General features: G+C 74.8%; 16 protein-coding genes. 13 read left to right on the top strand and 3 right to left on the bottom strand.

Annotated elements, in window-relative coordinates; all coding sequences use genetic code 11:
* The first annotated feature begins 5 nt into the window (after nucleotides 1-5).
* From AMK26_RS18940 to AMK26_RS18915, 6 genes are all read left to right on the top strand, one after another.
* Nucleotides 6-401, top strand: coding sequence for a GPW/gp25 family protein (locus AMK26_RS18940; protein ID WP_443333168.1), 396 nt, complete (start codon nucleotides 6-8; stop codon nucleotides 399-401).
* Nucleotides 398-3,637: a putative baseplate assembly protein gene (locus AMK26_RS18935; RefSeq protein ID WP_073755867.1), complete on the top strand. Its 3,240-nt coding sequence runs from the start codon at nucleotides 398-400 to the stop codon at nucleotides 3,635-3,637. Before AMK26_RS18940 ends, AMK26_RS18935 begins: the two co-directional genes overlap by 4 nt.
* Nucleotides 3,634-7,368: a putative baseplate assembly protein gene (locus AMK26_RS18930; protein ID WP_073755866.1), complete on the top strand. Its 3,735-nt coding sequence runs from the start codon at nucleotides 3,634-3,636 to the stop codon at nucleotides 7,366-7,368. Before AMK26_RS18935 ends, AMK26_RS18930 begins: the two co-directional genes overlap by 4 nt.
* Nucleotides 7,365-9,530: a hypothetical protein gene (locus AMK26_RS18925; protein ID WP_073755865.1), complete on the top strand. Its 2,166-nt coding sequence runs from the start codon at nucleotides 7,365-7,367 to the stop codon at nucleotides 9,528-9,530. The genes AMK26_RS18930 and AMK26_RS18925 overlap by 4 nt, the downstream gene beginning before the upstream one ends.
* A gap of 68 nt (nucleotides 9,531-9,598) precedes the next feature.
* Complete coding sequence (locus AMK26_RS18920) at nucleotides 9,599-11,113, top strand: DUF6519 domain-containing protein (RefSeq protein WP_073755864.1); 1,515 nt, start codon at nucleotides 9,599-9,601, stop codon at nucleotides 11,111-11,113.
* 32 nt (nucleotides 11,114-11,145) lie between these two features.
* Complete coding sequence (locus AMK26_RS18915) at nucleotides 11,146-12,033, top strand: peptidoglycan-binding protein (protein ID WP_073755863.1); 888 nt, start codon at nucleotides 11,146-11,148, stop codon at nucleotides 12,031-12,033.
* A gap of 60 nt (nucleotides 12,034-12,093) precedes the next feature.
* On the opposite strand, the gene AMK26_RS18910 is transcribed toward AMK26_RS18915, so the two are convergent.
* Complete coding sequence (locus AMK26_RS18910) at nucleotides 12,094-12,840, bottom strand: AraC family transcriptional regulator (protein WP_073755862.1); 747 nt, start codon at nucleotides 12,838-12,840, stop codon at nucleotides 12,094-12,096.
* A 59-nt stretch (nucleotides 12,841-12,899) separates the two neighbouring features.
* Here AMK26_RS18910 and AMK26_RS18905 point away from each other — a divergent pair, with 59 nt between their 5' ends.
* The 3 genes from AMK26_RS18905 to AMK26_RS18900 all read left to right on the top strand — a co-directional run bounded on the left by AMK26_RS18905 (nucleotide 12,900) and on the right by AMK26_RS18900 (nucleotide 16,225).
* Nucleotides 12,900-14,087, top strand: coding sequence for an MFS transporter (locus tag AMK26_RS18905; protein ID WP_443333177.1), 1,188 nt, complete (start codon nucleotides 12,900-12,902; stop codon nucleotides 14,085-14,087).
* Nucleotides 14,088-14,164: 77 nt separating this feature from the next.
* On the top strand, nucleotides 14,165-14,323 hold the full coding sequence (locus AMK26_RS37020; protein ID WP_158071131.1) for a hypothetical protein: 159 nt from the start codon (nucleotides 14,165-14,167) through the stop codon (nucleotides 14,321-14,323).
* 54 nt (nucleotides 14,324-14,377) lie between these two features.
* Nucleotides 14,378-16,225: a hypothetical protein gene (locus AMK26_RS18900; RefSeq protein WP_073755861.1), complete on the top strand. Its 1,848-nt coding sequence runs from the start codon at nucleotides 14,378-14,380 to the stop codon at nucleotides 16,223-16,225.
* Here the strand turns inward: AMK26_RS18900 and AMK26_RS18895 are convergent.
* Entirely contained in the window at nucleotides 16,206-18,332 is a 2,127-nt protein-coding gene (locus tag AMK26_RS18895; RefSeq protein ID WP_241837964.1) for an ATP-binding protein, read from the bottom strand. The genes AMK26_RS18900 and AMK26_RS18895 overlap by 20 nt on opposite strands.
* Nucleotides 18,333-18,586: 254 nt before the next feature.
* Between AMK26_RS18895 and lanKC the strand changes: the two genes are divergently transcribed.
* The 4 genes from lanKC to AMK26_RS18880 all read left to right on the top strand — a co-directional run bounded on the left by lanKC (nucleotide 18,587) and on the right by AMK26_RS18880 (nucleotide 25,083).
* Nucleotides 18,587-21,193 (top strand): class III lanthionine synthetase LanKC, encoded by a 2,607-nt coding sequence (gene lanKC / locus AMK26_RS18890; protein WP_073755859.1) that lies wholly within the window; start codon nucleotides 18,587-18,589, stop codon nucleotides 21,191-21,193.
* Between the two features lie 17 nt (nucleotides 21,194-21,210).
* Nucleotides 21,211-21,321, top strand: coding sequence for a SapB/AmfS family lanthipeptide (locus tag AMK26_RS36220; protein WP_107420982.1), 111 nt, complete (start codon nucleotides 21,211-21,213; stop codon nucleotides 21,319-21,321).
* Between the two features lie 79 nt (nucleotides 21,322-21,400).
* Nucleotides 21,401-23,203 (top strand): ABC transporter ATP-binding protein, encoded by a 1,803-nt coding sequence (locus AMK26_RS18885; protein WP_079277676.1) that lies wholly within the window; start codon nucleotides 21,401-21,403, stop codon nucleotides 23,201-23,203.
* The gene (locus AMK26_RS18880) at nucleotides 23,200-25,083 is read left to right on the top strand and encodes an ATP-binding cassette domain-containing protein (RefSeq protein ID WP_107421004.1); all 1,884 of its coding nucleotides are present in this window, start codon (nucleotides 23,200-23,202) and stop codon (nucleotides 25,081-25,083) included. Before AMK26_RS18885 ends, AMK26_RS18880 begins: the two co-directional genes overlap by 4 nt.
* Here AMK26_RS18880 and AMK26_RS18875 read toward each other — a convergent pair.
* Nucleotides 25,052-25,657, bottom strand: a complete 606-nt coding sequence (locus tag AMK26_RS18875; RefSeq protein ID WP_073755858.1) for a response regulator transcription factor — start codon at nucleotides 25,655-25,657, stop codon at nucleotides 25,052-25,054. The two genes, AMK26_RS18880 and AMK26_RS18875, sit on opposite strands and share 32 nt — an antisense overlap.
* Nucleotides 25,658-25,694: the final 37 nt, after the last annotated feature.

Here is a 25,694-nt window from a genome sequence, read left to right as displayed (position 1 = left end):
GGAGCGTGAGGACGGCACGGACGGTACGGACGGTACGGACGGACATCGCCTTCCCGTTCCGGGTCGACGCCCGGGGCCGGACGGCGCACGCGGACGACGACGAGCATGTGCGGGACCTCGTCGAGCAGTTGCTGTTCACCAGCCCGGGCGAGCGCGTGATGCGGCCCGACTTCGGGTGCGGGCTGCTCGATCTGGTCTTCACCCCCAACAGCCCGGAGCTGGCCTCCGCCCTGGAGCTGTCGGTGCAGGCCTCGCTCCAGCGGTGGCTGGGCGACCTGATCGGCGTGGAGGCGCTGGACGTGGTGAGCGAGGAGAACGTGGTCCGGGTGCACCTGCGCTACGTGGTGCGTTCCACCGGGAGCCGGCGCGACGAGGTGTTCGAGGGGAGGGGGGCCGCATGAGCGGTACGGTCACCCCGGGCAGGCGCGCGCGGGTACGCGCCGCACAGTTGGGCGGCGTGGACGCCGTCGAGGTCGGCGACGACGGGCTCACGCTCGAGGTCACGTTCCTCGGCAAGGCGCCCGAGGGTCTCTGCCCGCAGAACATACGCATTGACGGCGGCCGCCGGATCACCGGCATCGAGGCGGTCGAGGTGTCCGTCGAGCGTGAGGAGGACCCGGAGCTCGACGACCGGCTGTACGTCACGCTCGACCGCACCGGCGACCTGTCCCGCTACCGCCTCTCGGTCGTGGACACCGATCCGTACGGACGCCCCGGCACCGAGCCGTTCCTCGGGTTCGACCAGCGGTACTACACGGCCGAGTTCGTGTTCCGTACCGACTGCCCGACGCCGTTCGACTGCCAGGACGAGCAGCCCGGCCGCCCGCCCGGCTTCCCCTCCGCGCCCGTCATCGACTACACGGCCCGCGACTACGACACGATCCGCACGCTGATCCTCGACCGGCTGGCGCTGACCGCGCCGGACTGGGTGGAAGGCAACGCCGCGGACCTCGGTACGACCCTGGTCGAGCTGCTCGCCCACACCGCCGACCGGATCGGTTACCAGCAGGACGCGGTGGCGACGGAGGCGTACCTGGACACCGCCCGCCGCCGGGTGTCGTTACGCCGGCACGTGCGGCTCATCGACTACCCGATGCACGACGGGGTCAACGCCCGCGCGTACGTCACCGTCGAGACGGTACGGGAACTGACGCTGCCGCCGGGCACGTTCCGGTTCGCCGCCGTGGACGTACGGAGGCTGGGGCCGCGCGACCGGCCGGAGATCGGCACCGTCATCGACGACCGGGACCTCGCCGTGCTGGAGGAGCGCGGATCGGTGGAGGTGTTCGAGCCGGTCGTGGCGCACGAGCCGCTGGTGCTGCGCCCCGCGCACAACACGATCCGCTTGTGGACCTGGGGCGGCGAGGTGTGCGCGCTGCCGAAGGGGGCCACGGCCGCGACGCTGCGGGACGCGTGGGCGGACGAGAAATGCGACGTGCGGGCCCTGGCACTGGAGCCGGGTGACCTGCTGCTGATCGAGGAGGTGCGGGGGGTACGGTCCGGGACGCCCGGCGACGCCGATCCGGCGCACCGGCAGGCCGTACGCCTCACCTCCGTCACCCCGGCCGTGGACCGGCTGGCCGGTCAGCCCGTGGTGGAGGTGACGTGGGCGGCCGAGGACGCGCTCGCCTTCCCCGTCCGCCTCACCACCCGTGGCGGCCCGGACTGCGAGCCCGTCGAGGACGTGAGCGTGGCGCGCGGCAATGTCGTCCTCGTCGACCACGGCCGGTCGCTCACCTTCCGCGGCGGTACGGCGGACACGGTCACCGTGCCGCCCGCGCCGGCCGTCCTCGGGTCGTGCGACCCGTCGGGGTTCGGCTGCTGGGACGGCGGCAACGGCAACGCCACGGCCGATCTGATCACCACCCGGCTGCGGCAGACCCGCACGGGCCGGCTGCTGACCGCCGATCAGGTACGGGAGCTGTTCACCGTCGTCGGCGAGGACGCGACCGGCCGCGCCGGCATCGGCCTGGAGCTGGCCGGCCGGCGGCGCGCCAAGGTCGTCCCCGGCACGGCGTACGCGCAGGCCGAGGCGCTGGAGACGCTGCTGGCGCAGGTCGTGTACCCGGGCATCGCGCCCCGCTTCCGGCCCGTCCTGCCCCGCTCCCCCGTCGTCCAGGCGGTGCCGTTCCCGGAGCCGCGTCACGTCTCGGCGGGGCAGGCCGGGCGGCTGGCCGCGATCCCGGGCCGGGTGCGGGCGCGGCTGGTGGAGCTGTGGCGCTCCGCCCGCGACTGCGACGGCCTGGCGGAGCCGGAGATCGCCGAGCTGACCGTGCTGTTCGGGCTGCGGGTGCTGGAGCGCCTGGAGCTGCGCAGGCACCCGGTGCGCGCGCTGCGCGAGCTGCTGCACCGCGGCGAACGGCTGCTCGCCGCCAAGCTGCGCCGCCTGGAGGTGCTGACCGCCCGAGCGCGCGCCGGTGCGGTGCTGGACGGGTCGGTCGCCTGGGAGATCGCCCACACCTGGGGCCCGGTGTACGCGGCCGGGCTGCACCCGGACGAGCCGGTGCTGCGGGGGCCCGCCGCCGCGCTCGTACAGGACCCTCGCGAGGCGCTTCCGGCGGTGCGGCTGTACGAGCGGCTGCGGGAGTCGCCGGGGGGCGGCTCCGTGCCGGCGGAGGACACGGCGGGCGGCGCCGCGACGGAGCCGTCCTCCGGCGGTGACCGCCACCACGACCTCGTGGTGTGGACGCCCAGGCGGGACCTGCTGGGCAGCGGTCCGCGCGAGCGGCACTTCGTCGGGGAGCTGGAGGACGACGGGCGGATCGCCCTGCGCTTCGGCGACGGGCGGCACGGTGCCCGCCCCCGCCCCGGGGCGCGGCTGGAGCCGCGCTACCGGCTCGGTGGCGGCACGGCCGGCAACGTCGGCGCGGAGGCGATCAACCACCTGGTCCTGTGCCGTGACCCGGAGGACTCCGACACCGGGGCGCCGATGCCGGTGGCGGGCGTGCGCAATCCGCTGCCCGCCGTCGGCGGCACCGCGCCCGAACCGGTGGAGCAAGTACGGCAGTTGGCGCCGCTCGACCTGAGGCGTACGCGGCTGCGTGCCGTCACCGCCGAGGACTACGCGGCGCTCGCCGCCCAGGTCCCCGGCGTGCAGCGGGCGGCCGCCGAGATCCGCTGGACCGGCAGCGTGCGGGAGGCGCACGTGGCCGTCGACGCGCTGGGGAGCGGCGACGCGTCCCCCGAGCTGCTCGACTCCGTGGCGTACACCCTGGAGCGCTACCGCCGGATCGGTCACGACCTGGTGGTCGGCCCGGCCCGGCACGTACCGCTAGACGTGGCGCTCACGGTGTGCGCGGCGCCCGGCCACCAGCACGGGCAGATCCTCGCCGAGCTGTACCGGCTCCTCGGCAGTCGCCGGCTGCCCGGCGGGCGGCTCGGGTTCTTCCACCCCGACGCCCTGACGTTCGGCGAACCGGTGCGGCTGAGCCGGCTGGTGGCCGTGGCGGCGGAGGTGCGGGGCGTGGAGAGCGTACGGGTGACCCGGCTGGCCCGGCTCTTCCATGACACGGACGACACGGCACTGGAGGCAGGCGTGCTGCGGCTCGGCCCGCTGGAGATCGCGCGGTGCGACAACGACCCCGACCGGCCGGAACTCGGCCGGCTGTCGATCGACCTGGGCGGAGGTGCCCGATGAGCGGCCACGGTGACTGCGGTTGCGGCTGCGGCGGGCACGACGAGCGCCACGCGCCGCGTGCCCTGTACAACGCGCCGGGGCGTACGGCCCTGGACTACCGGGTCGGTGAGTACGGCTCGTTCCTGGCGGCCATGCTCGACCGGCTGGCCTCGCCCGCCTACCCGGCGCTGCGCGGGCTCACCGTCCGTACGGCGGACGATCCGGCGATCGCGCTGCTGGACGCCTGGGCGGTCGTGGGCGACCTGCTCACCTTCCACTCGGAGCGGATCGCCGACGAGGGGTATCTGCGCACCGCGAACGAGCACCGGTCGCTGGCGCTGCTGGGGCGGCTGGTGGGGCACCGGCCACGGCCCGGCGTCGCGGCGGGCACGCACCTGGCGTACACCCTGGACCGCGATCCGCGGGCCGAGGACCTGGAGGTGCCGATCGCGCGCGGGGCGCGCAGCAACAGCGTGCCCGGCTCCGTCGGCGAGGAGGCGCAGACCTTCGAGACGAGCGAGGACCTGACGGCCCGGTGGGCGTGGAACGAGCTGGCGGTGCGGCGGCGCCGGCCGGGCCTGCTGACGCCGGACGGCCTGCGGGAACGGTCCGAGATCCACGTCCTGGGCACCGACACGTCGCTGCGGACCGGTGACCGGCTGCTGTTCGTCTTCGCCGGCGCGAAGCGCCTGCTGCTGCCGGTGGCGCGCGTCCGGATCGACCGGGACGACGACGTGACGGCGATCGGACTGCCGCGGTCGGCGCCGCCGTCGCTGAGCGAACTGGTGGCCGAGGCGCGCCGGTGGATCACCGAGGACGCGTTCGACGTGGAGGACGGGGAGCCCACCCCGGACAACCCCAATCCGCGTCCCGTCAGCATGCTCATCGAGACGTTCGACGAGCAGGTGCTGGCGCCGCTGCGCGCCGACCTGGACGGGATCACCGGCCCCGCGCAGTTCGCCCGGCGCCTGGCGGACCCGCACGAGCGGCTGGCCGAGGCGCAGGCCGTCGCCGCTCCGTACGAGGAGGTCGCCGCCTGGTTCGAGCGGTTGGAGGCGCTGATCGGCGACCTGCGGGAGCGGGCGGCGGACCTGGAGCCCTCGCGGCCGGTGCCCGCCCCGGAAGACGCATCCGGTTCCGCGGCCATGCGCGCCCTCGGAGCCGTCCTGCCCGCGCTGCGCGCCCGCGAGGCGAAACCGCCGGCGAGGGTCCTGGCGCCCACCGTGGAGCGGCTCCTCACCCCCGGCTCCGACCTGGGCGCGCGGCTGCTGTCCGCGCTCGACCCACGCGTGGCGGACGGGATGTACGCGGCGTGGCGCCATGCCGCTCCTGGCACCTCCCCCCTGCTGCGTGAGCTCCAGGTGTTGCGGGTGACGGCGGCGCCGTTCGGCGCGACGGCTCCGCTGAAGCCGGTGCAGGACGAGCGCGGCACGGTGATCCGGCAGACGGACTGGCCGCTCGGCGGCTCGGCCCTGACGACCATGCGGGTGGTGTACGACACGGCGGGCCGGGTGCCGGTGCGGGCCGAGTTCCAGCACGTCGAGACGGGCGCCTCCGTACAGGTGTCGGAGAACCTGCCGGCCGGGAAGACGTTCCGGCTGGGCCCCGGGCAGGTGGAGTTGCGGACCCGGGCGGGCCAGGACCACGACCTGAGCTGGCTGGCCCGCCGACCCGCCGACTCGCAGGAGCCCGGCGTGACCGCGCGGTTCTCCGACGGGCTGCCGGAGCGGACCCTGTTCGTGTCCCGCCCCGCCGAGGACGGGCGGGTCCATGTGGTCGTCCACAACGGCGAACCCCGCGGCTGGCTGCTCTCCCCCGGCCAGCACAAGCAGGTCACGCACGACGGTCTTGAAGTGACCATGCGGTACGCGGTCGGCGGCGAGCCCGCGAACGTCGCGATCGGCATCGCGACCGTGCCGGAGCGGGCCGACCGTCACGTCCTGCCGCTGGACTCGGTGCAGGACGGCATCACGGTCGGCAGCTGGGTCGCGATCGAGCGCCCCCGCAAGGGCGCCGAGAACGGTGTGCCGGGCGACCCGGGGCTGGCGTTCGTGACGACCCGGGTGACGGCCGTGCGCACCGCCGCGTACACCGACTTCGGGATCACCGGCCGCGGCACCGAGCTCACCCTCGCCGACCCGTGGCTGGACGAGCACGACGTGCTGCTGTCCACGATCCGTGACGCCACGGTGCACGCGGGCGGCGAGGCGCTGCGCCTGGCCGACGAGCCGCTGGGCGAGGACGTGCACGGCAACGAGATCGAACTGGCCGAGCTGTACGACGGGTTGCGGCCGGGCCGCCGTCTGGTCGTGTCGGGCGAGCGCACCGACATCCCCGGCACGGCGGGGGTGCGCGGCACGGAACTCGCGGTGATCGCGGCCGTGGAGCAGCACCGCGACCCGTACGTGCCCGGCGACCACGTCCACACGAGGCTGACGCTCACCGCGGACCTCGCGTACCGCTACCGGCGTGACACCGTGCGGATTCAGGGCAATGTCGTCCCGGCGACGCACGGCGAGAGCCGCGACGAGCCGATCGGCAGCGGCGACGCGAGCCGCACCCATCAGACGTTCACGCTCTGGCAGGCGCCGCTGACCTGGCTGCCCGCCGACAACCCGCTGGGCGCCACACCCACCCTGGAGGTACGGGTCGACGGGCTGCTGTGGCACGAGGTGGACAGCCTGGCCGGGCGCGGGCCGGGCGACCGGGTGTACGTGACGGGGACGGCCGGGGACGGGCGTACGACGGTGACGTTCGGCGACGGGGTGCACGGGGCCCGGCTGCCCACCGGCCACGAGAACGTGCGCGCCCGGTACCGCTTCGGCACCGGGCGGGCCGCCAACGTGGCGGCGGACCGGATCACCCAGGCGGTCACCCGGCCGCTGGGTGTCACCGCCGTCACCAACCCGCGGCCCGCGACGGGCGGGGCGGACGCCGACGGCCCTGGGCTGACCCGGCGCACCATCCCGCTCGCCGTGTCGGCGCTCGACCGGCTCGTGTCCGTCAAGGACTACGAGGACTTCGCCCGCTCACGGGCGGGCATCGGCCGGGCGGTGGCCCGGGAGGTGTTCGACGGGCGGCGCCGGGTGCTGCATGTGACGGTCGCGGGCGTGGACGACATCGCGATCGGCCCCGACTCGGAGGTGCTGCGCGCGCTGTGTTCCTCGCTCGCCCGGTACGGCGACGCGCGTCTGCCGGTACGGGTGGACGTGCGGGAGCTGGTGCTGTTGCTGCTCTCGGCGCGGGTGAAGGTGGCGCGCGACCACACCTGGCCGGTCGTGGAGCCCCGGCTGCGGCAGGCGCTGCTGGCCCACTTCGGCGCGGGGCAGCGGGAGTTGGGGGTGCCGGCCCGGCTCTCGGAGGTGCTCGCGGCGGCGCACCGGGTACCGGGAGTGGACTACATCGACGTGGACGTGTTCTCCGGGGTGCCCGCGTCCGTCACGCCCGACGGGCTCGTCGGACTCGCCGGGTCGCTCACCGAGCCGCGCACCACGGTCCCGGCGGGCCTCGCGCGGTACGAGGAGGACGTGCACCGCGTCACCGCCGATGACGGGGAGACCCTCACGGCCGTCGCCGCCCGCTACGGCCTGCCGCTCGCCGAACTGCTGCGGCTCAACCCGGACATCACCGACACCCGGCGGCTGGAGAAGGGACGGTCGCTGTACGTGTTCCGCGGCGTCCGGCCGGCCCAGCTCGCCCTGTTGTCCCCGCACGTCGCGGACACGCTGATTCTGACGGAGGTCACCTCATGAGTCCCATCGACAGGGAACCCGACGGGCTCATGGAGCTGCTTCCGCAGTGGCACCGGCTGCGCGACGCCGAGGCCGGGGAGCCGCTGCGCGCGCTCCTCGCGGTGATCGCCGAGCAGGTCGACCTGGTGCGGGACGGGGTCGCGCAGGGTTACGAGGACTGGTTCGTGGAGACGGCGGCCCCCTGGGTGCTGCCGTACCTGGGCGATCTGGTCGGCTACACGCCGCTGCCCGGGTACGAGCGGGTCCAGGCGCAGGGCCTGGAGGGCGAGGGCGGTGACTCGCGGGCCCGGCTCGCCGAGGCCCTCGCCCCGCGCCGGGACGTGGCCGCCACGGTCGCCAACCGGCGGCGCAAGGGCAGCCTGGCGCTGCTGGAGGAGCTGGCCGGCTCGGTCGCCGGATGGCCGTCGCGGGCGGTCGAGTTCTCCCGGCTCGTCGCCGGCCATCAGCCGGTCAAGCTGTACGGGTCGGGCACGGCGGCCGTGAACGCGCGGCGCCTGGAGCGTGGCCGGCTCGCCGACGTGCGGGAGGGCGCGGCGCTGGACCTGGCGGGCGGGCCGTTCGGCGCGGTCGCGCGGTCGGTGGACGTGCGGCGGGCCGGGTCCGCGCGTACGCAGGGGGGCCTCTCCCCCGCCGGGGTGGGGCTGTACGTGTGGCGGCTGAAGCCGTACCACGTGACCCGTGCGCCCGCGTACTGCGTCGACCGGGCCCGCAACCTCTATACGTTCTCCATCCTGGGCAACGACAGCCCGCTGGTGACCAAGCCGGTGCCCGAGCCGTCGGCCACACACGTGGCGACGATCGACAACGTCCCCGCGTACATCCGCCGCCGGCAGCTCGCCGACCGGCTCGCGGACTACTACGGGCCCGGCAAGTCGTTCACGATCTGGCGCGACGGCCGGGACGAGCCGGTGCCGATGGCGGACCTGGTGGTGGCGGACCTGTCGGGCTGGCGCTATCGCCCCAAGCGCGGGCAGGTCGCGGTCGATCCGGTGCTCGGCCGGATCGCGTTCGGATCGCGTTCCGCACCCCGGCAGGGGGTGTGGGTGACGTACCACTACGCGTTCTCCGACGACATGGGCGGCGGCGAGTACCCGCGCGAGCGGGAGACACCGGCGGGCGCGAAGGTCTACCGAGTGGGGCCGGGTCAGCCGTACCGGCGGATCATGGACGCGTACGGGGACTGGCGCGGCGACCGGCGGGCGGGGCGGTGCGGCCCGGACGGCGTCATCGAGATCACCCACAGCGGCGCCTACCAGGAGCAGCTGGACTTCGACCTGGACCCGGGCGACCGGCTGGAGTTGCGGGCGGCGGAGGGGACGCGGCCGGTGATCCGGCTGCTCGACTGGTACAGCAACCGGCCGGACGCGCTCAACATACGGGCGCCGGAGGAGTGTTCCGGGGACGCGCCCCGGATCGTGCTCGACGGGCTGCTCATCACGGGACGCGGCCTCAACGTCACCGGGCCGGTGGGCGCGGTGGTTTTGCGGCACTGCACGCTGGTGCCGGGCTGGTCGCTGGAGCCGGAGTGCGACCCGCACTCGCCGGAGGAGCCGAGCCTGGTCCTCGACCGGACCACGGCGTGCGTCGCCATCGAGCGCAGCGTCCTCGGCACGATCGAGGTGATCGGCGACGAGGTGGGCCACGACCCGCTGGACATCCACATCCGTGACAGCGTCCTGGACGCCACCGGCCACGACCGGGCGGCCCTGTCCGCCCCGGACTGCCGCCACGCGCACGCCGTCCTGCACGCCCACCGCACGACCGTCATCGGGGAGGTCCACACCCACGCGGTGGGGATCGCCGAGAACAGCGTCTTCACCGGGCGGCTCCAGGTGGCCCGGCGGGGTATCGGCTGCCTGCGATTCTCGTACGTGCCCCCCGGCTCGCGCACCCCGCGCCGGCACCGCTGCCGGCCGGACCTGGCGGGCCACGAGGACGCGCCCCTGGTGCGCCCGCTGTTCACGAGCGAGCGGTACGGCACCCCGGCGTACGGGCAACTGGCCGCCGGCTGCCCGGAGGAGATCGGGCGAGGCGCGGAGGACGGCTCGGAGATGGGCGCCTTCCACGACCTGTACCAGCCGCAGCGGATGGACAGCCTGCGGGCGCGGCTGGCCGAGTACACACCGGCGGGGACGGACGCGGGGGTCATCACCGTGACGTGAGCCTGCCGCCCGTACGACTCCTCGACCCTCACCTTCTGCACGACGGACTTCCTAGGGGGACCCTTCCCATGCACGCAGACCTCTCCCGCGTCACCTTCCGGCCGGAGCGGCAGTACTCGGCGGTGATCGCCCAGCAGGGCCGCGTCCAGCTCGACGCGGACGCCAATGAGCAGGCCGCGATCCAGCTGGCCCTGGCCCGTACGATCGCCGCCGACGTCATCGGACAGCACGGCGGCCCGCGCGGCGCGACCGGTTTCGCGATCGACTTCAAGGGCCGTGGCCAGGAGCTGGACGAGCTGACCATCGGGCCCGGCCGTTACTACGTCGACGGCATCGCGCTCGACGCGACGCGGCCGCGCTCCGGTACGCCGGTCGTCGACGACGGGCAGGCGGCCGAGGACGAGACGGCCACACCTCCGGCGTCGCCCGGCACCTGGACGTACTGGGACCAGCCCGACGGGTACCGGGACCCGGAGCGGCCCGGTGACCGGCTGCCCGCGCACTTCCCTTACCTGGCGTATCTGAAGGTGTGGGAGCGTGTCGTGACCGCGGCCGAGGACCCGCTGCTGCGGGAGGTGGCGCTCGGCTCCGCGATGCCCGACACGGCGGCCCGGCTGAAGGTCGTCTGGCAGGTGCTTCCGCTGCCGGGCGACCGGCTGGAGGTGGCGGACCAGCGGGACAAGGACCAGATCCGTGCCGCCTTCGCGGCCTGGGCGGCCGCGCAGGCCCCCACCTCGCGCATGGCGGCGCGCAGCCGGCGCCCTGACCACGCGGACGAGGACCCGTGCCTGGTCAGGCCGGACGCCCGCTACCGGGGCCCGGAGAACCAGCTGTACCGGGTGGAGGTCCACCAGGGCGGGACGGCGGAGGACGCCACGTTCAAGTGGTCACGGGAGAACGGCTCGGTGACCTTCGCGGTCGACGGCCTCGACGGTACGTGGGTGGAGCTGGCCTCGCTGGGCGGCGACGACAAGCTGGACGTGAACGTGGGCGACTGGGTCGAGTTCGCCGACACCGCCTACGTCAGCCGCGGTGAGCCGCTGCCGCTGCTGCGGGTCGAGGAGGTCGACCTGCCGGGGCGGCGCGTGCGGCTGTCGGCGGAGCCCGACCCGTCGGTGGGCCGGCGCCCCGAGCGCGGGCCGTTCCTGCGGCGCTGGGACCACCGGGCGGTGAGCGGCCGTGCGCACAAGGGCGCGCCGAAGGCCCGGGGCGGGGCGCTGCGGATCGAGGAGGGCCGCTGGCTGCCGCTGGAGGACGGCGTCGAGGTGTACTTCGAGCCGGGCCGGACGTACCGCTCCGGCGACTTCTGGACCGTGGCCGCGCGGACGGCGACCGGTGACGTGGAGTGGCCGGCGGACGCGGCCCGGCGGCCGCTGCTCCGGGCCGCGAGCGGGATTCAGGTCCACTACGCGCCGCTGGCCTGGGTGTTCGGCGAGGGCTCGGTCTCGGATCTGCGCCTGGCGTTCGGGCCGCTGTCCGGTCCGGTCCCGGCGGCCAAGGAGGAGGAGCTGGCGGCGGAGGCCGAGGCCGAGGCGGAGGCGAGGGCCGCCGAGACGGCGGCTTCCTCGCAGGGCGAGAGCTGACGGATCCCACCCCACCGGAAAGGAGCACCACGATGGCAACTCCGCTGTCCGCCTCCCAGCTGCTCAAGGTCCTTCGTGACGAGGGCCTGAAGGTCGTCGAGCACCGGAACTGGCGTACGCACAACCGCAATCACAAGGGCCCGTGGGGGCCGGTGCACGGGGTGATGATCCACCACACGGTCACCTCGGGCACCCAGAACTCCGTCAACATCTGCTACGACGGCCATTCGAGCCTGCCGGGCCCGCTGTGCCACGGGGTGATCGCCAAGGACGGCTCGGTGCATCTGGTCGGCAACGGGCGGGCCAACCACGCGGGGCTCGGCGACGACGACGTCCTCCGCGCGGTGATCGACGAGCGGGCGTCGCTGCCCGCCGACAACGAGGCCAACACCGACGGCAACCGGTACTTCTACGGCTTCGAGTGCGTCAACCTCGGCAACGGCACCGACCCGTGGCCCGCCGCCCAGCTGGAGGCGATCGAGAAGGCGGCGGCCGCGCTGTGCCGGGCGCACGGCTGGTCGCACCGCTCGGTGATCGGGCACAAGGAGTGGCAGCCGGGGAAGATCGACCCGCGCGGGTTCACCATGGACTCGATGCGGAGCCGGATCGGGCAGCGGCTCGGGAGAAAGCCGGACGGTCCGGCGAAGCCGCCCGCGCCGAAACCCCCGTCGTCGTACGAGCCGTTCCCCGGCGCCGCGTTCTTCACACCGGGCCGGCGCAGCCCGGTCATCACGGCGATGGGCAAGCGGCTGGTGGCGGAGGGGTGCGGACGGTACGAGGTCGGCCCAGGCCCGGAGTGGAGCGAGGCCGACCGGAAGTCGTACGCCGCCTGGCAGCGCAAGCTCGGCTACGCGGGGAGCGACGCCGACGGCATCCCGGGCAGGACGAGCTGGGACAAGCTGAAGGTGCCGAACGTCTGACCCGGTGTACCCGGTGTACCCGGTGCATCCGGTCAACCGTCCCTGAGCGGCACGCGCGGCTCAGGGACGGCGGTTGTGGGTGCCGGGGGTGTGACCGAAGGCGCGGCGGAAGACGTCGATGAAGGCGCTGGTGGAGGACCAGCCGCAGCGGTGGGCGACGGTGGTCACCGGTACGTCGTCGGCGAGCATGCGCAGGGCGTGGTAGAGGCGCAGTTGGGTCCGCCACTGCGGGAAGGTCATGCCCAGGTCGCGGCGGAAGAGGCGGCTGAGGGTGCGCTCACCGGCTCCGACGGCGGCGCCCAGCGACGCCAGGCTGCGGGGGTCGGCGGGGTCACGGTGCAGCAGGTCGCACACGGCGCGGAGGCGGGGGTCGGTGGCGGTGGGCAGCTGGACGGGCTGCTGGGGCGAGGCGCGCAGCTGGTCGAGGAGGACGGCGCGGAGGCGCCGCCGCTCGGGGGTGTCGTCGTGGGGGCCGCGGGTGCAGGCGAGGATCAGTTCGCGCAGCAGGGGACTGACGGCGAGGACGGTGGGGGTGTCCAGGCCGAGGGGGTTGGTGTCGGCGGGCAGCCCGAGCAGGTGCAGGTCGAGCCGGCCGTGCGCGCGGTGCGCGTGGACGCATCCGGCGGGCACCCAGATGGCGCGGGTGCCGGGGGCGAACCAGGTGCCGGAGTCGGTGGTGACGGCGAGGACGCCGGAGCCCGCGTAGACGATCTGGTGGTCGTCGTGGCGGTGCGCGTCGATGCGCTCTCCGGGGGCGAGCGTCTGGCTGCGGGTGGGCGCCTCGGGGGTGTGGCGGATGTCCGGCATGGATGGGCAATTTATCGGAAGCGGGCCAGTTCGTGCGCGGCGACGATGGCCGGGTGTCGATCACCCTCACCTCTCGCTACCGCATTCCTCGCGACCGGATCTCTCGCAACCGGCCCATCACGCTGCTGTCCCTCGGGCATGCCTGTGTGGACGTCTACCAGGGCGCCGTGGCCGCGCTGGTGCCGTTCCTCGTGTCCGAGCGCGCCTACACGTACGCCGCCGCCTCCGGCGTCGTCCTGGCCGCCTCGCTGCTGTCGTCGGCGGTGCAGCCGCTGTTCGGGGCGCTGACCGACAGGTGGGCCATGCGGTGGCTGCTGCCGGTCAGCACCCTGGCCGGCGGGGTCGGCGTCGCCCTGGCCGGTGTCACCGGCTCGTACGCCCTCACCCTGGCGGTCGTCGCGGTGTCCGGGATCGGGGTCGCCGCGTACCACCCGGAGGCCGCGCGGGTGGCGCGGGTGGCCAGTCGTGGCAGCCACATCGCGATGGGCCGGTTCTCCCTCGGCGGGAACCTCGGCTTCGCCGCGGCGCCCCTGATGGTCACCGCCGTCATCGCCACGGGCGGCCTGCGGGCCTCGCCGCTGCTGGTCGTCCCCGCCCTCGCGGGCGCGGCCCTGTGCGTGGCCGCGCTGCGGGCGATGACGCCGCCGGCCGCCGCGGCGGCGGCCGCCCGCGCGGGCCTGGCCGCCGGGCGGGACGACTGGGCCTCCTTCCTGCGCCTGTCGGGCGCCATCGTGTGCCGCTCGGTCGTCTTCGTCGGCCTCGGCACGTTCATCGCGCTGTACGCGGGCGGGCGCACCGGCGGCGGGGACGCGGCCGGCACGGTCGCGCTGTTCGTCCTCTACCTCGGCGGCGCGGTCGGCACCGTGGCCGGCGGGAGGCTCGCCACGCGCTTCGGCCGCCTGCCCGTCGTCCGCTGGTCCTACGCCCTGACCGTCCCGGCCGTGGCGGGCGTCGTCCTCGTCCCCGGCCCGCTGCTGTACGTGTTCGTCGCCCTCACCTCGGCGGGCCTGTACGTGCCGTTCTCCCTGCATGTGACGCTCGGCCAGGACTACCTGCCCCGACGCGTCGGCACCGCCGGCGGCGTCACCCTGGGGTTGACGGTCAGCGCGGGCGGCGCCGTGAGCCCGCTGATCGGGGCCCTCGCCGACGCCACGTCCCTGCAGACCGCGCTCGCCCCTCTGATCGTTCTCCCCGCCGTGGGGCGGCTGCTGCTGTGCGGCCTGCGCGAGCCGCGGGTACATCCGTGAGGCTTGCAGGGACCATTGCATACACATACGAACTCTGGCAAACTTACCCATACGCGCTGTATGAGGAGTTTCACCGCATGGCCCACGAAGCCGACCCGTCTACTCCCACCCCCGCACTCCGGACAAACATCGCCCTGGCTCGCGACTGCCACGACTGCGGCGAGTGGGGCACCGTGATCAACGCCCGCGGCGAGGACGAACCGTGCCCGACCTGCCAGCAGCCCGGCCGGACGTGACCGCCGCCCCCCGCGATAGGCTGTGGCGCTTCATGGCCGACCGAGGGACACGGGATGAACGAGGGACGTTCCGACTGGATACGCGTTCCGGTCGGCGACGACGCCTCTCGCTGGACCACCCGCGGGCGCTGCCGACGGGTACTGCTGGTCGTGCACAACGTCACGTCGGCGACCCGGCTCCTGGACATCGTGCCCCTCTTCCACGACGACGTACGCGTCCAGCTCCTCGCCTCCTGCACGGGTTCGTCGCCGTTCAGCTCGGGAGTCGCCGAACTGCTCGCGGAAACGGGCGTACCGGTAGTGCCATGGGAACAGGCCGTCCACACGCCGGTCGACCTGGCAATCTCGGCGAGCTTCGGCGGTCGACTACGGGCGCTGCCAGGCACGTTGATCGTCCTGTCACATGGCGTCGGCTACACTAAAACGCTGGCGAAGCCGGGAAGCCGGGAAGCCGGGAAGCCGGGAAGCCGGGAAGCCGGGAAGCCGGGAAGCCGGGAAGCCGGGAAGCCGGGAAGCCGGGAAGCCGGGAAGCCGGGAAGCCGGGAAGCCGGGAAGCCGGGAAGCCGGGAAGCCGGGAAGCCGGTGCCCGTTTTCGGGCTCTCCCCGGAGTGGCTGCTCTCGGACGACGACGGCCGGCCCATCGCGGACGCCCTCGTCCTCTCCCACCCCGAGCAGCTCGACCGGCTGCGCACCGCCTGTCCCGAAGCCGCCCCCACGGCCGTCCTCGCCGGAGACCCCTGCTTCGACCGGATGCTGGCGGCCACCCGCTACCGGGAGCGGTTCCGGCGGGCGCTGGGGGTACGGCGTGGGCAGCGGCTCGTGGTGCTCAACTCGACCTGGAACCCGGAGTCGTTGTTCGGCGACGGCGGCGATGACGTCCTGCCGTCCCTCCTTCCCCGTCTGACCGCCGAGCTCCCCGCCGACGAGTACCGTCTCGCCGCCGTCCTGCATCCCAACATCTGGCACGGCCACGGCCCCGGGCAGATCCGCGCCTGGCTGGATCGCGCGCGGCGCGGCGGGCTGACGCTGGTCGATCCGCTGGAGGACTGGCGGCAGGCCGTCATCGCGGCGGACGCGGTGATCGGGGACCACGGGTCGGTCACCTACTACGCCGCGGCGCTCGGCACCCCCGTACTGCTGGGCGCGGCCCCGCTGGCCGGGCTCGACCCGCACTCGCCCGCCGCCGACTTCGTACGGCGGGCACCGCGCCTGGACCCGGACGCCCCCGTACGCCCGCAACTCGACTCCCTGGTCGCGCGACACCGTCCGCTGCCGGGGCCGCGGGAGTTCACCACCTCGCTGCCGGGCGAGTCCGCCACCCGGCTGCGCCGGCTGTTCTACGACAGCATGGGCGTGCCCGAACCGTCCTGGCCCGCGCTCCTCGAACCGCTGCCCCTCCCCCGCCACCAGCCCGCTGTGCACACCGCTCCGCTCCGTGTGCTCACCCGGCTCGTGGGGGCGTGCGACGTCGCCGTGGAACGGTACGCCGATCCGTCGTACGCGCCGGAAGGCGACGGCGAGGCGCATACGGCCGTCCACGAGGACACCCGTGACCCGGGGGCCCTCGACCTCGCCGACGTCATCGTCCGTCACGGCTCCCCCGACGACCCCCGTCTCGGCTCACCGCCCGACTGGACCGCCGAAGTGCTGAACCTGCACCCGCATTGCGCCCTCGCCGTCTACGTGACGGGGCCCGGCGACTGCACCGTCCGCACCCGGGCGGGTGATCTGCTGCGCCTCACCTCGGGCCCCGGCGGGGACGTCGATCCGGCAGCCGGCGCCTCCGCGCTGCACGCGTGGCTGGCCGCCGGCCACCCGGTCGACAAGCTGGTCGCGGAGGGGCTGACCGTCCGGACAGGGGCCGTCGCCCAACAGGTCACCGTCACGGAGTGGGCGGGCTGACGCACCACTCGCGCAGCGTGCGCAGGTGGGCGAGGTGGTACGACGCGCCCTCGCTGTCAAGTTTCGCGATCGCCTCGTCGACCAGCGCCGACGCGGCGGCACGCTCCTGCCCGTCCAGGCTCAGCTCGGCCAGGTCGGTGAGCACACGTGCCGTGTTGTACGCCTCCCCGCTGCCCCGGAAGAACCGCAGCGCGCCCTCCAGCCGCTCGCGCGCCTCCGCGTGCCTGCCCATGCCGCGCAGCGCACGGCCCCGGTGACGGTCGAGCAGAGCGCGGGCGCGGGGCAGGTCCGCGGCGCCCTCGTCGGCGGAGCCGATCCCGTCGTAGATCCGCCCGGCCTCGTCGAAGCAGCCGTACGCCTCGTCGAAGCGCCACTGCCGCAGTCGCAGCAGCCCCAGGAGTTCGACCGAGGAGGCGTGGCCCCGGGCGTGTCCGGCCGTGCGCTCGTCCGCGACGGCCGCACGCACGTGCTCCTCCGCCTCCTGGTATGCCTGCGACTCGATGAGGGAGTGGGCGAGTTGGAAGCGCAAGGCGCCGGCCACGCGGGTGCCGGGCCGGTGGGTGGCGGCGGTGGCCACGGCGAGCCGCAGGGCGGGCAGCAGTTCATCGTGGTGGCCGGCCTTGAGCTGGAGCGGCCACAGCGCCCGGCCCAGCAGCGTCACGGTGTCGTGGTCGCCGAACTCCTCCGCGGCGTACACCGCCTGGACGATGTTGCCCGACTCGGCGGCCAGTACGGCCAGCGCTTCGCCCCTGTCGCCGATCGGGATGAGACCGTCCGGGAGGGGCGGGACGCGCCAGCTCTCGGGCAGTGCGCCCCGGGCGGCGCGCAGCGCGAGCCGCAGGTGGGCCTCGATGGTCCGGGACACGGCGCCCGCGCAGGCCGTGATGCCGTCCTCGCGGACGGCGGCCCGCTCGGCGTGCCGGCGTACGGCGGGGCGGTAATGGTAGCGGCCGTCGCCGGTGTCCTCCAGGAGCTGCCGGTCGGCGAGTTCGGCGAGGAGGCGGGCGGCGGTGCCCTCCTCGATACGGGTGGCGAGCGCGGCCACCGAGGGGGTGATGGCGGGCCACGGGCGCAGGGCCATCAACCGGTACAGGCGGGCGGCGGGCGGCTCCAGGAGGACGTAGGTGTCCTCCGCGGCCGTGTGGACGGGGTCGTTCCCGGGCAGCGGCACATCCGCCTCCCGAGCCAGGTCCGCGTGCGCCGAGGCGGGGGACAGTCGGAGTGCCGCGGCACGCAGGGCGTAGGGCGATCCGCCGCAACGGGCCAGTACCGGCGGCAGCGTGGCCCTCGCGGCGGCGAGTGCCGGCTTGCCGGCGATCTCGGCCAGCAGCCGCCTCGCGTCCCTGTCGGCCAGCGGGCCGACGGGGACGCGGAGCGCGTCGAGGCCGGGCAGCGGGTGCCGGGAGACGGCGAGCGTGAACACGCCGGGCGCCGAGGTGATGAGCGGCCGGATCTGGGCGGCCGAGTGGGCGTGGTCGAGGACGACGAGCAGCAGCCGGTCGGCCACGAGCCGCCGGAACTGCTCGGTACGCCCTTCCCGTGCCGGCGGCATCTCCTCGTCCGGTACGCCGAGCTGTGCCAGCAGCCGGCGCAGTGCGGTGGACACGTCGAGGGCGCTGCCGGCGGAGCCGCCGCGCAGGTCGACGTACAGCTGCCCGTCCGGGAAGCGCTGGGCCGCCCGGCTTCCCCAGTGCACGGCGAGGGTGCTGGTGCCGATGCCCTCGGGCCCGTGGAGGAGGGCCACGCGGGGCCGGCCGTCGGCGGGGCGGGACGCCTCCCGGTCGAGGAGCTTCAGCGCTTCCCGGCGGTCGGTGAAGAAGCGGACGGACGGCGGGAGTTGGGGCCGTGCGGAGGCCGTACGCCGCGCGAGCGGCACGCCCCGGGTGAACTCCGCCCAGGTCCGCGCCAGTTGGGGGTCGCCCTGGATTCCCTCGAACACGATGCGGGCCACCGCCTCCCGCTCCCCCGTGCCGGTGGGTGCGGCCACTTCCCGTCCGGCGATCCGCCGTACCAGGCCGCCCGCCGACTCCCAGGCCCGTTTTCCGGCTTCGTTGGCCATTCCGGCCCCCACCGCACCCAGCACCGCCGTGATGGCCGCCAGTGACATGGGCTCCAGCATTCCGTCCCCCGCTCCCCGTGTACGCCGTCGGATGCAACCGTAGCGGCTGCTGACGACGCGTTGGGCGCCCCTGCCGGGGTCACGGCCCGGCCGTGATTTTTTCACGCACATCGCGTGACAGCCGGTGGTGTTCCCGAACCCGTAACTCTGCAATCGTCACTGCTGAGGCGGTGCCACACCGCGCCGCACCGGCACCATCACCCGGTTCAGGGGCCGACCGGTCCCGGGGACGGGAGGAACAGGTGGACAAGCGCTACGAGGCGTACTGCCTCATGGACGCCGACTTCTACGACACACCGGGCCTCGTCCATGGCGGAGACACCGCCTTCGCACAGGCCCGGCGCCCCGCACCCGGCACCTGGCGCCGCTCCGAGGTCGACGACTGGGTCGTGCTCCGCCCCAATGACGTCCCCCTTCCCCTCCAGGGCTGGAAGATCCACGTGTCGGCGTGCCTCGACAACGCGGCGCGGACCCTCACCGACGTCTGGGACTACTGCGTCCCGCGCCGGATCACCTTCAAGTTCCTGCCCAGCCAGGACGTGCTGCTGCTGGCCAACGCCAAGTACGCGCACCGCGGGTCGAGCGGCAAGTTCGTGACGATCTACCCGGCCGACGAGGCCGCGCTGGAGCGGGTGCTCACCGAGCTGGGCACGGTGCTCGCCGGGCGCCCCGGACCGTACATCCTCAGCGATCTGCGCTGGGGCGAGGGCCCGCTGTACGTCCGGTACGGCGCCTTCGCCGAGCGGTACTGCGTCTCGCCCGACGGTGAGGTGGAGCTCGCGATCGAGGACGGCGAGGGCCGGCTGGTGCCGGACGTCCGGGGGCCGACGTTCCAGGTGCCCGAGTGGGTGGAGCTGCCCGGTTTCCTCGCCCCGCACCTGGCCGTGCGGGGCGGCGGGGCCGTCCTCGCGGACCTGCCGTACCGCTTCGAGAGCGCCCTGCACTTCTCCAACGGCGGTGGCCTCTACGCCGGCGAGGACCTGCGCACCGGGGAGCGGGTGGTGCTGAAGGAGGCCCGGCCCTACGCGGGGCTGACCACCGACGGCCGGGACGCGGTCGCGAGGCTGCGCACCGAGAGGGAGATGCTGGAGCGGCTGCGCGGCCTGGACTGCGTACCGGCGGTGCACGACCACTTCGTGCGGGCCGAGCACCACTTCCTCGTCGAGGAGTTCGTCGAGGGGACGGAGCTGGAGGACCTCTTCGTCGAGCGGTACCCCCTGGTCAGGTCGCAGCCCGATGCGGCGGCGCCGGCCGACTACACCGCCTGGGCGATGGACCTGTACGACCGGGTCCGGCGGGCCGTCACGGCGATCCACGACCGTGGCGTGGTCATCGGTGACGTACAGCCGTCGAACATCATGGTCCGCCCTGACGGCCGGGTCGTCCTGATCGACTTCGAGGGCGCGACGGACGTGACGGAGGAACGGCGGCAGGTCCTCGGCGCCGAGGGGTTCACCGCACCGAGGGAGCGGCGCGGCTTCGCCGTCGACGACTACGCCCTCGCCTGCCTCAAGATCTTCCTCTTCATGCCCCTGACCGGCCTGTTCTTCCTGGAACCCGGCAAGGCGGCCCACCTCGCCCGGGAAGCGGCGCGCGCGTTCCCGGTCCCCCGCCGGTTCTTCGACGAGGCGGTGCGGACCATCACCGGTGACGGCGGGACGTCAGCGGGCCCGGGACCGCGGCTGCGGCCGGACCGCGACGGCTGGGCGGAGGCCCGTGCGTCACTGGCGGGCGCGATCCTCGCGGAGGCCACGCCCCACCGGGACGACCGGCTCTTCCCCGGCGACATCGAGCAGTTCGACACGCCGGGCGGCGGTCTGGGCGTGGCGTACGGCGCGGCCGGGGTGCTGTACGCGCTCGACGTGACCGGTGCCGGCCGCCACCCCGAGCACGAGGAGTGGCTGATCCGGCGCGCCCTGCGCCCGCAGCCCGGGACCCGTCTCGGCTTCTACGACGGCCTGCACGGTGTCGCGTACGTACTCGACCACCTCGGCCACCGGCACGAGGCGCTGAAGATCCTCGACCTGTGCGCGGGTGAACGCTGGCAGGAGCTCGGCCTGGACCTGAAGGGCGGCCTGTCGGGCATCGGCCTGAGCCTGCTCCACTTCGCGTCGGTCACTGGCGACCCCGCCCTCCACGACGCGGCCGTGCAGGCGGTGGACGCCGTGGCGTCCCGGCTCGGCCCGGCCGACGCCGTACCCGCGACCAGCGGCGGTCAGCAGCCGTACGCCGGGCTGCTGCGCGGCTCGTCCGGCCCCGCGCTGCTCTTCCTCCGCTGGTACGACCGCACGGGTGAGCCGGCGCTCCTCGATCTCGCCGCGACGGCCCTGCGGCAGGACCTGCGCCGGTGCGTGGTGCGCGAGGAGGGGGACATGGAGGTCAACGAGGGCTGGCGGACGATGCCGTACCTCGCCGACGGCAGTGTCGGCATCGGCCTCGTCGTCGACGACTACCTCGCCCACCGCCACGACGACCGGTTCGCCGAGGCCTCGGCCGCGATCCGCAAGGCCGCCGAGGGCGGGTTCTACATGGAGCCTGGCCTCTTCGACGGCCTGGCCGGGATGATCCTCCACCTCAGCCGCGCGCACCCGTCCGGCACGGCGGCCGGGCGGGACCCGGTCGTCGCCGACCAGATCCGCCGGCTGGCCCGGTACGCCGTGGTGCGCCGGGGCCGCCTGATGTTCCCCGGCGAGGAGTTGCTGCGGCTCTCTCTGGACCTGGCCACCGGCAGCGCCGGGGTGCTGCTGGCGCTCGGCGCCGCGCTCCACGACGCGCCCGTACACCTGCCGTTCCTGGCGCCTTCGCGCGCCCTGACAGCCATGACCGTCCCCGTCCCCACGGAGCAGTAGAAGGGAGGTGACCCGACATGACGATCCTCGACCTGCAGGGCATGGAAACGAGCTACCGCCGTCCGCCCAAGGGCAGCCGTGCCAGCAAGCACTGCGGTGCCAGCGGGCTGAGTCTGTTGCTTTGCTGATCCACCACCGGGGCGAGGACGCCCTCGGCGTCCCCGCCCCTTCTCGTATGTGTACGGGCATGTGTGACGGGAGACGCCCATGGACCGACGTGCCGCGGACCGGCTGCTGTGGGCGGCAGCGCGGCGGGGCGGGCCCTGGGTGGCCGTCATGCTGGCGACCGCACTGCTGCTCGCCGGTGTGTACACGGTGCTGCCGGCCCTCATGGGCCGGACGCTCGACGCCGTGCTCAGCGGGGGCGACACCGAGCTGTGGCTGTCCCTGAGCATCGCGGCGATCTGCCTGCTGATGGTGTGCGACATCGTCGACGACCTCGCGGGCAAGCTGGCCGAGGCGCGGTCCGTCGCCTGGCTGCGCCACACCCTGCTGCGCAACGTCCTGGGTCTCGGCCCCCGCGCCACCCGCCGCTTCACGGCCGGGGACCTGGTGAGCCGGCTGGTCGGCAACACCGCCCGGACCGGGCAGGTGGCGTCGACCCTGGTGTGGGCGGTCATGGACCTGGTGCCGCCGCTCGGCGCGATCGTCGCGCTGGCGCTCATCGACCCCTGGCTGTGCCTCACCTTCCTGGTGGGGCTGCCCATCGTGCTGTCCCTGGTACGCACCTTCATCCGCGACGCCTCCGACATCAACGAGCGCTACTTCGACGCGCAGGGCCGGGTGGCCGCCCGGCTCGTCGACGCCCTCGCCGGCATCCGGACCATCGCCGCGGCCGGCACCCTGGACCGCGAGGAGCGCCGCGTGCTCGGTCCGCTGCCGGAGCTGCGCCGGCACGGTTCGGGGATGTGGCGGGCGCTCGCGCGGGTGTCGTCGCGGGAGGCGCTGGCCATCCCGCTGCTGGAGGTCGCCGTGCTCACGGTCGCCGGGCTGGAGCTCGCGCGCGGGCGGATCACCCCTGGGCAGGTCCTGGCGGCCGGCGAGTACGTGGCGCTGGCCACCGGTATCAGCTCCCTGGTGGCGTCGGCGAGCCGGCTCGCCCTGGCCCGGGCGACCGCGGGCCGCGTCGCCGAGGCGCTCGCCGAGCCCCCGGTGCCGTACGGGGACGAGAGGCTGCCCGACGGGCCGGGACGGCTGGAGTTCCGGGGCGTCACCGTACGCGGGCCGGGCGGCGCCGCCGTCCTGGAGGACCTGTGGCTGACCGTCCCGGGAGGGGCGCTGGTCGCGGTCGCGGGGCGCTCGGGATCGGGCAAGTCCGTGCTGGCCGCGCTGGCCGGGCGGCTCATCGAGCCCGACGAGGGCGAGGTGCTGCTGGACGGTGTGCCGCTGCGCCGCCTCGACCGGTCCGCGCTGCGGCGGGCGGTGGCGTACGGCTTCGAACGGCCAGTGCTGCTGGGTGAGACGTTCGCGGACGCGATCGCCTTCGGGCCGAGGCGGGGGGTCGGCGCGGAGGAGGTGTCGCGGCAGGCCGCGGCGGCGCGGGCGGACGCGTTCATCCGGCGGATGCCGGAGGGGTACGGGACGCGGCTCGCCGACGCGCCGATCTCGGGGGGCGAGGCGCAGCGGGTGGGGCTGGCGCGGGCGTTCGTGCAGTTCGTGCCGGCGGGCCGGGTGCTGGTGCTGGACGACGTGGCCGCCAGCCTCGACACCGTGACCGAGCACCACATCAGCCGGGTGCTCACCGGCACCGGCGTCCTGGCGGGCCGTACCCGTCTGGTGGTCACGCACCGGGCCTCCACGGCCGCCCGCGCGGACCTCGTCGTCTGGCTGGACGGAGGCGGTGTACGTGCCCGGGGCACGCACCGCGACCTGTGGTCGGACCCCGCCTACCGGGCCGCGTTCCAGCCGGTGGGCCCGGACGCGGCCGGCGGCGCGGACGGGGCGTCCGGCGGCGGGTGGCCCGCCGGGCCGCGCGAGGGGGCCGCGGCGGCGGTCGAGGACCCGCCGTGACCGGCCGGGCGGGAGAGCTGCTGCTGTCGTCGCTGCGCAGGCGGCGCGGGGCGTTCGTACGGCTCACCGGGTGGTCGCTGCTGCAGGGCGTGCCGGCGTTCCTCTCCGGGTGGGCGGTCGCCCGTGCGGTCGACGACGGCTTCCTCGCCGGCCGGACCGGGACGGGCCTCGCCTGGCTGGGGGCGCTGGCGGCCGCCGTCGTGATCGGGGCGTGGGCGACACACCACGCCACGCTGGGGCTGTCCGCCCTCGTCGAGCCGCTCCGGGACGAGCTGGTCACCCTCGTGACCTCGGGCACGCTGCACCGGTCCGCCCAGGTGGGCAGGCCGGCCGACACGGCGGGCGTGGCCCGCCTGACCGAGCACGTGGAGATCGCCAGGGAGGCGTACGGGGCGGTCGTCGTCTTCGTGCAGGGCTTCGTCGTCACGGCGGTGGGCGTGCTGCTGGGGCTGGCCACACTGGACCCGGCCCTGCTGCTGTTCGTGGTGCCGCCGCTGCTCGCCGGACTCGGGCTGTTCGCCGGGGCGTTGCGGGCGCTGGCCGCCAGGCAGCGGGCCGTGGTGCTGGCCGACGAGGGGACGGCCGAGAGCGTCGGCACGCTGACCGGCGGGCTGCGGGACGTCGTGGCGTGCGGCGCCGAGGATCTCGTACGGGAGCGGACGGGCGCCCGCATCGACGCCGCCGCCCGCGCCACCCGGGCACTCGCCCGGGCGACCGCCCTGCGCACCGCGTCCCTGGGCATCGGCGGCTGGCTGCCCCTCGTCCTCCTCCTGGCCGGCGCACCGTGGCTCGTTCAGCGCGGCGTGACGGCGGGCGCGGTACTGGGCGCGGTGACATACGTCTCCCAGGGCCTGCAGCCCGCGCTGCAGGGCCTCGTCCAGGGCGTCGGCGGCAGCGGCCTGTGGCTGCTGGTGACGATCGGCCGTATCACGGAGGTGTCCGCGCCCGCCGCTCCGGTACCTGCGGGCGGCGGACCGGCGACCCCGGCGGGTAGCGGCCGGGAGGGCGGCGGCCTCGCGGCCCCGGCAAGCGGCAGCCCGAAGAGCCCGGCGGGCGGCGGCCCGGCGGGACCGGCACGTGGCGGCCTCGGGCCGGGGGCCGGACGGCGGCCGCCCGGCGGGCGGGCGGCTCACCGGCCGCGTGGCGCACACGTGGAGCTGGACGGGGTGACCTTCCGGTACGCGCGGTCCGCCGAGCCGGTGATCAGCGGGCTGGACCTGGTGCTGCGACCGGGGGAGAACCTGGCCGTCGTGGGGCCGAGCGGGGCGGGGAAGTCGACGTTCGCCGCGCTGGTGGCGGGCGTGCTGGAACCGGGCGCCGGGCAGGTCCGCCTGGACGGCGTACCGGTCCGGAGCCTGGCCACCGACGGGCTCGCCCGGCGGCGGGTGCTGATCCCGCAGGAGGCGTACGTGTTCGCCGGGACGCTCTGGGAGAACCTCACGTATCTGGAGCCCGGCGCCGCCCCGGAGGCGGTCGACGCGGCCGTGGACACCGTCGGCGCGCGGCCGCTCGTGGAACGGCTGGGCGGCTACGACGCGCCCGCCGATCCGCAGGAGCTGTCGGCCGGTGAACGCCAGCTGCTGGCCCTCGTACGCGCGTACCTCCCGCCCGCGGGGCTGGTCCTGCTGGACGAGGCGACGTGCCACCTCGACCCGGAGGCCGAGCGTCGCGCGGAGGTGGCGTTCGCGCGCCGTGCGGGCACGCTGGTCGTGTGCGCGCACCGGATCAGCTCGGCGCTGCGGGCCGACCGCGTCCTGGTGCTGGACGGCACGCGGGCCGGCCTCGGCACGCACGAGGAGCTGATGGCGGGCTCCGCCCTCTACCGGGACCTCGTCGGGCACTGGGAGGTCACAGCCAGCCCGACTCCCGGGCGATTCTGATGGCGTCGATCCGGTTCCGCGCGCCGATCTTGCGGGTGATCGCCGACAGGTGGTTGCGCACCGTGCCCACGGACAGCGACAGCCGGTCGGCGATCTCCGTTCCCGGGGTGCCGTCGGCGGCGAGCCGCAGGACCTCCCGCTCGCGCGGCGTCAGGGGGTTCTCCACGGCGTCGAGCACCTGCAGTGCCAGCTCGGGGTCGATGTAGCGCTGTCCGCCGACCACCTTGCGGATGCCTTCGATGAGCCGGTCCGGGGGCCCGTCCTTCCCGATGAGGCCGGGCGGCCGCAGGGCGAGCACCCGCCGCAGTCGCTCCAGCGTCGGCGCCCCCGCGACCAGCAGCGTGCGGCACTCGGGGAGCCGTTCGCACAGCTCACCCGCCGTGGCGAGGGCCTGGTCCTGGTGGGCGTCGACGTCGATGACGACCACGTCGGGCCGGTACGACAGCGCTCGCGCGAGGATCTGGCCGTTTCCGCCGGACTCCGCGACGACCTCCATGTCGTCCTCGTGGGTCAGGAGAGCGGCGAGCGCCCCGCGCAGCAGCCCGTTTTCCTCGACGAGAAGAACACGGATCACTGGCACTCCCTGCGGTGGGACCGGTAGGACCTGCCCT

Origin of the sequence: Streptomyces sp. CB03234, from assembly GCF_001905885.1 — a bacterium.
Lineage (GTDB): Bacteria > Actinomycetota > Actinomycetes > Streptomycetales > Streptomycetaceae > Streptomyces.
Note: the sequence above shows the minus strand (reverse complement) of the source record. Positions and strands in the feature narration are given on the sequence as shown.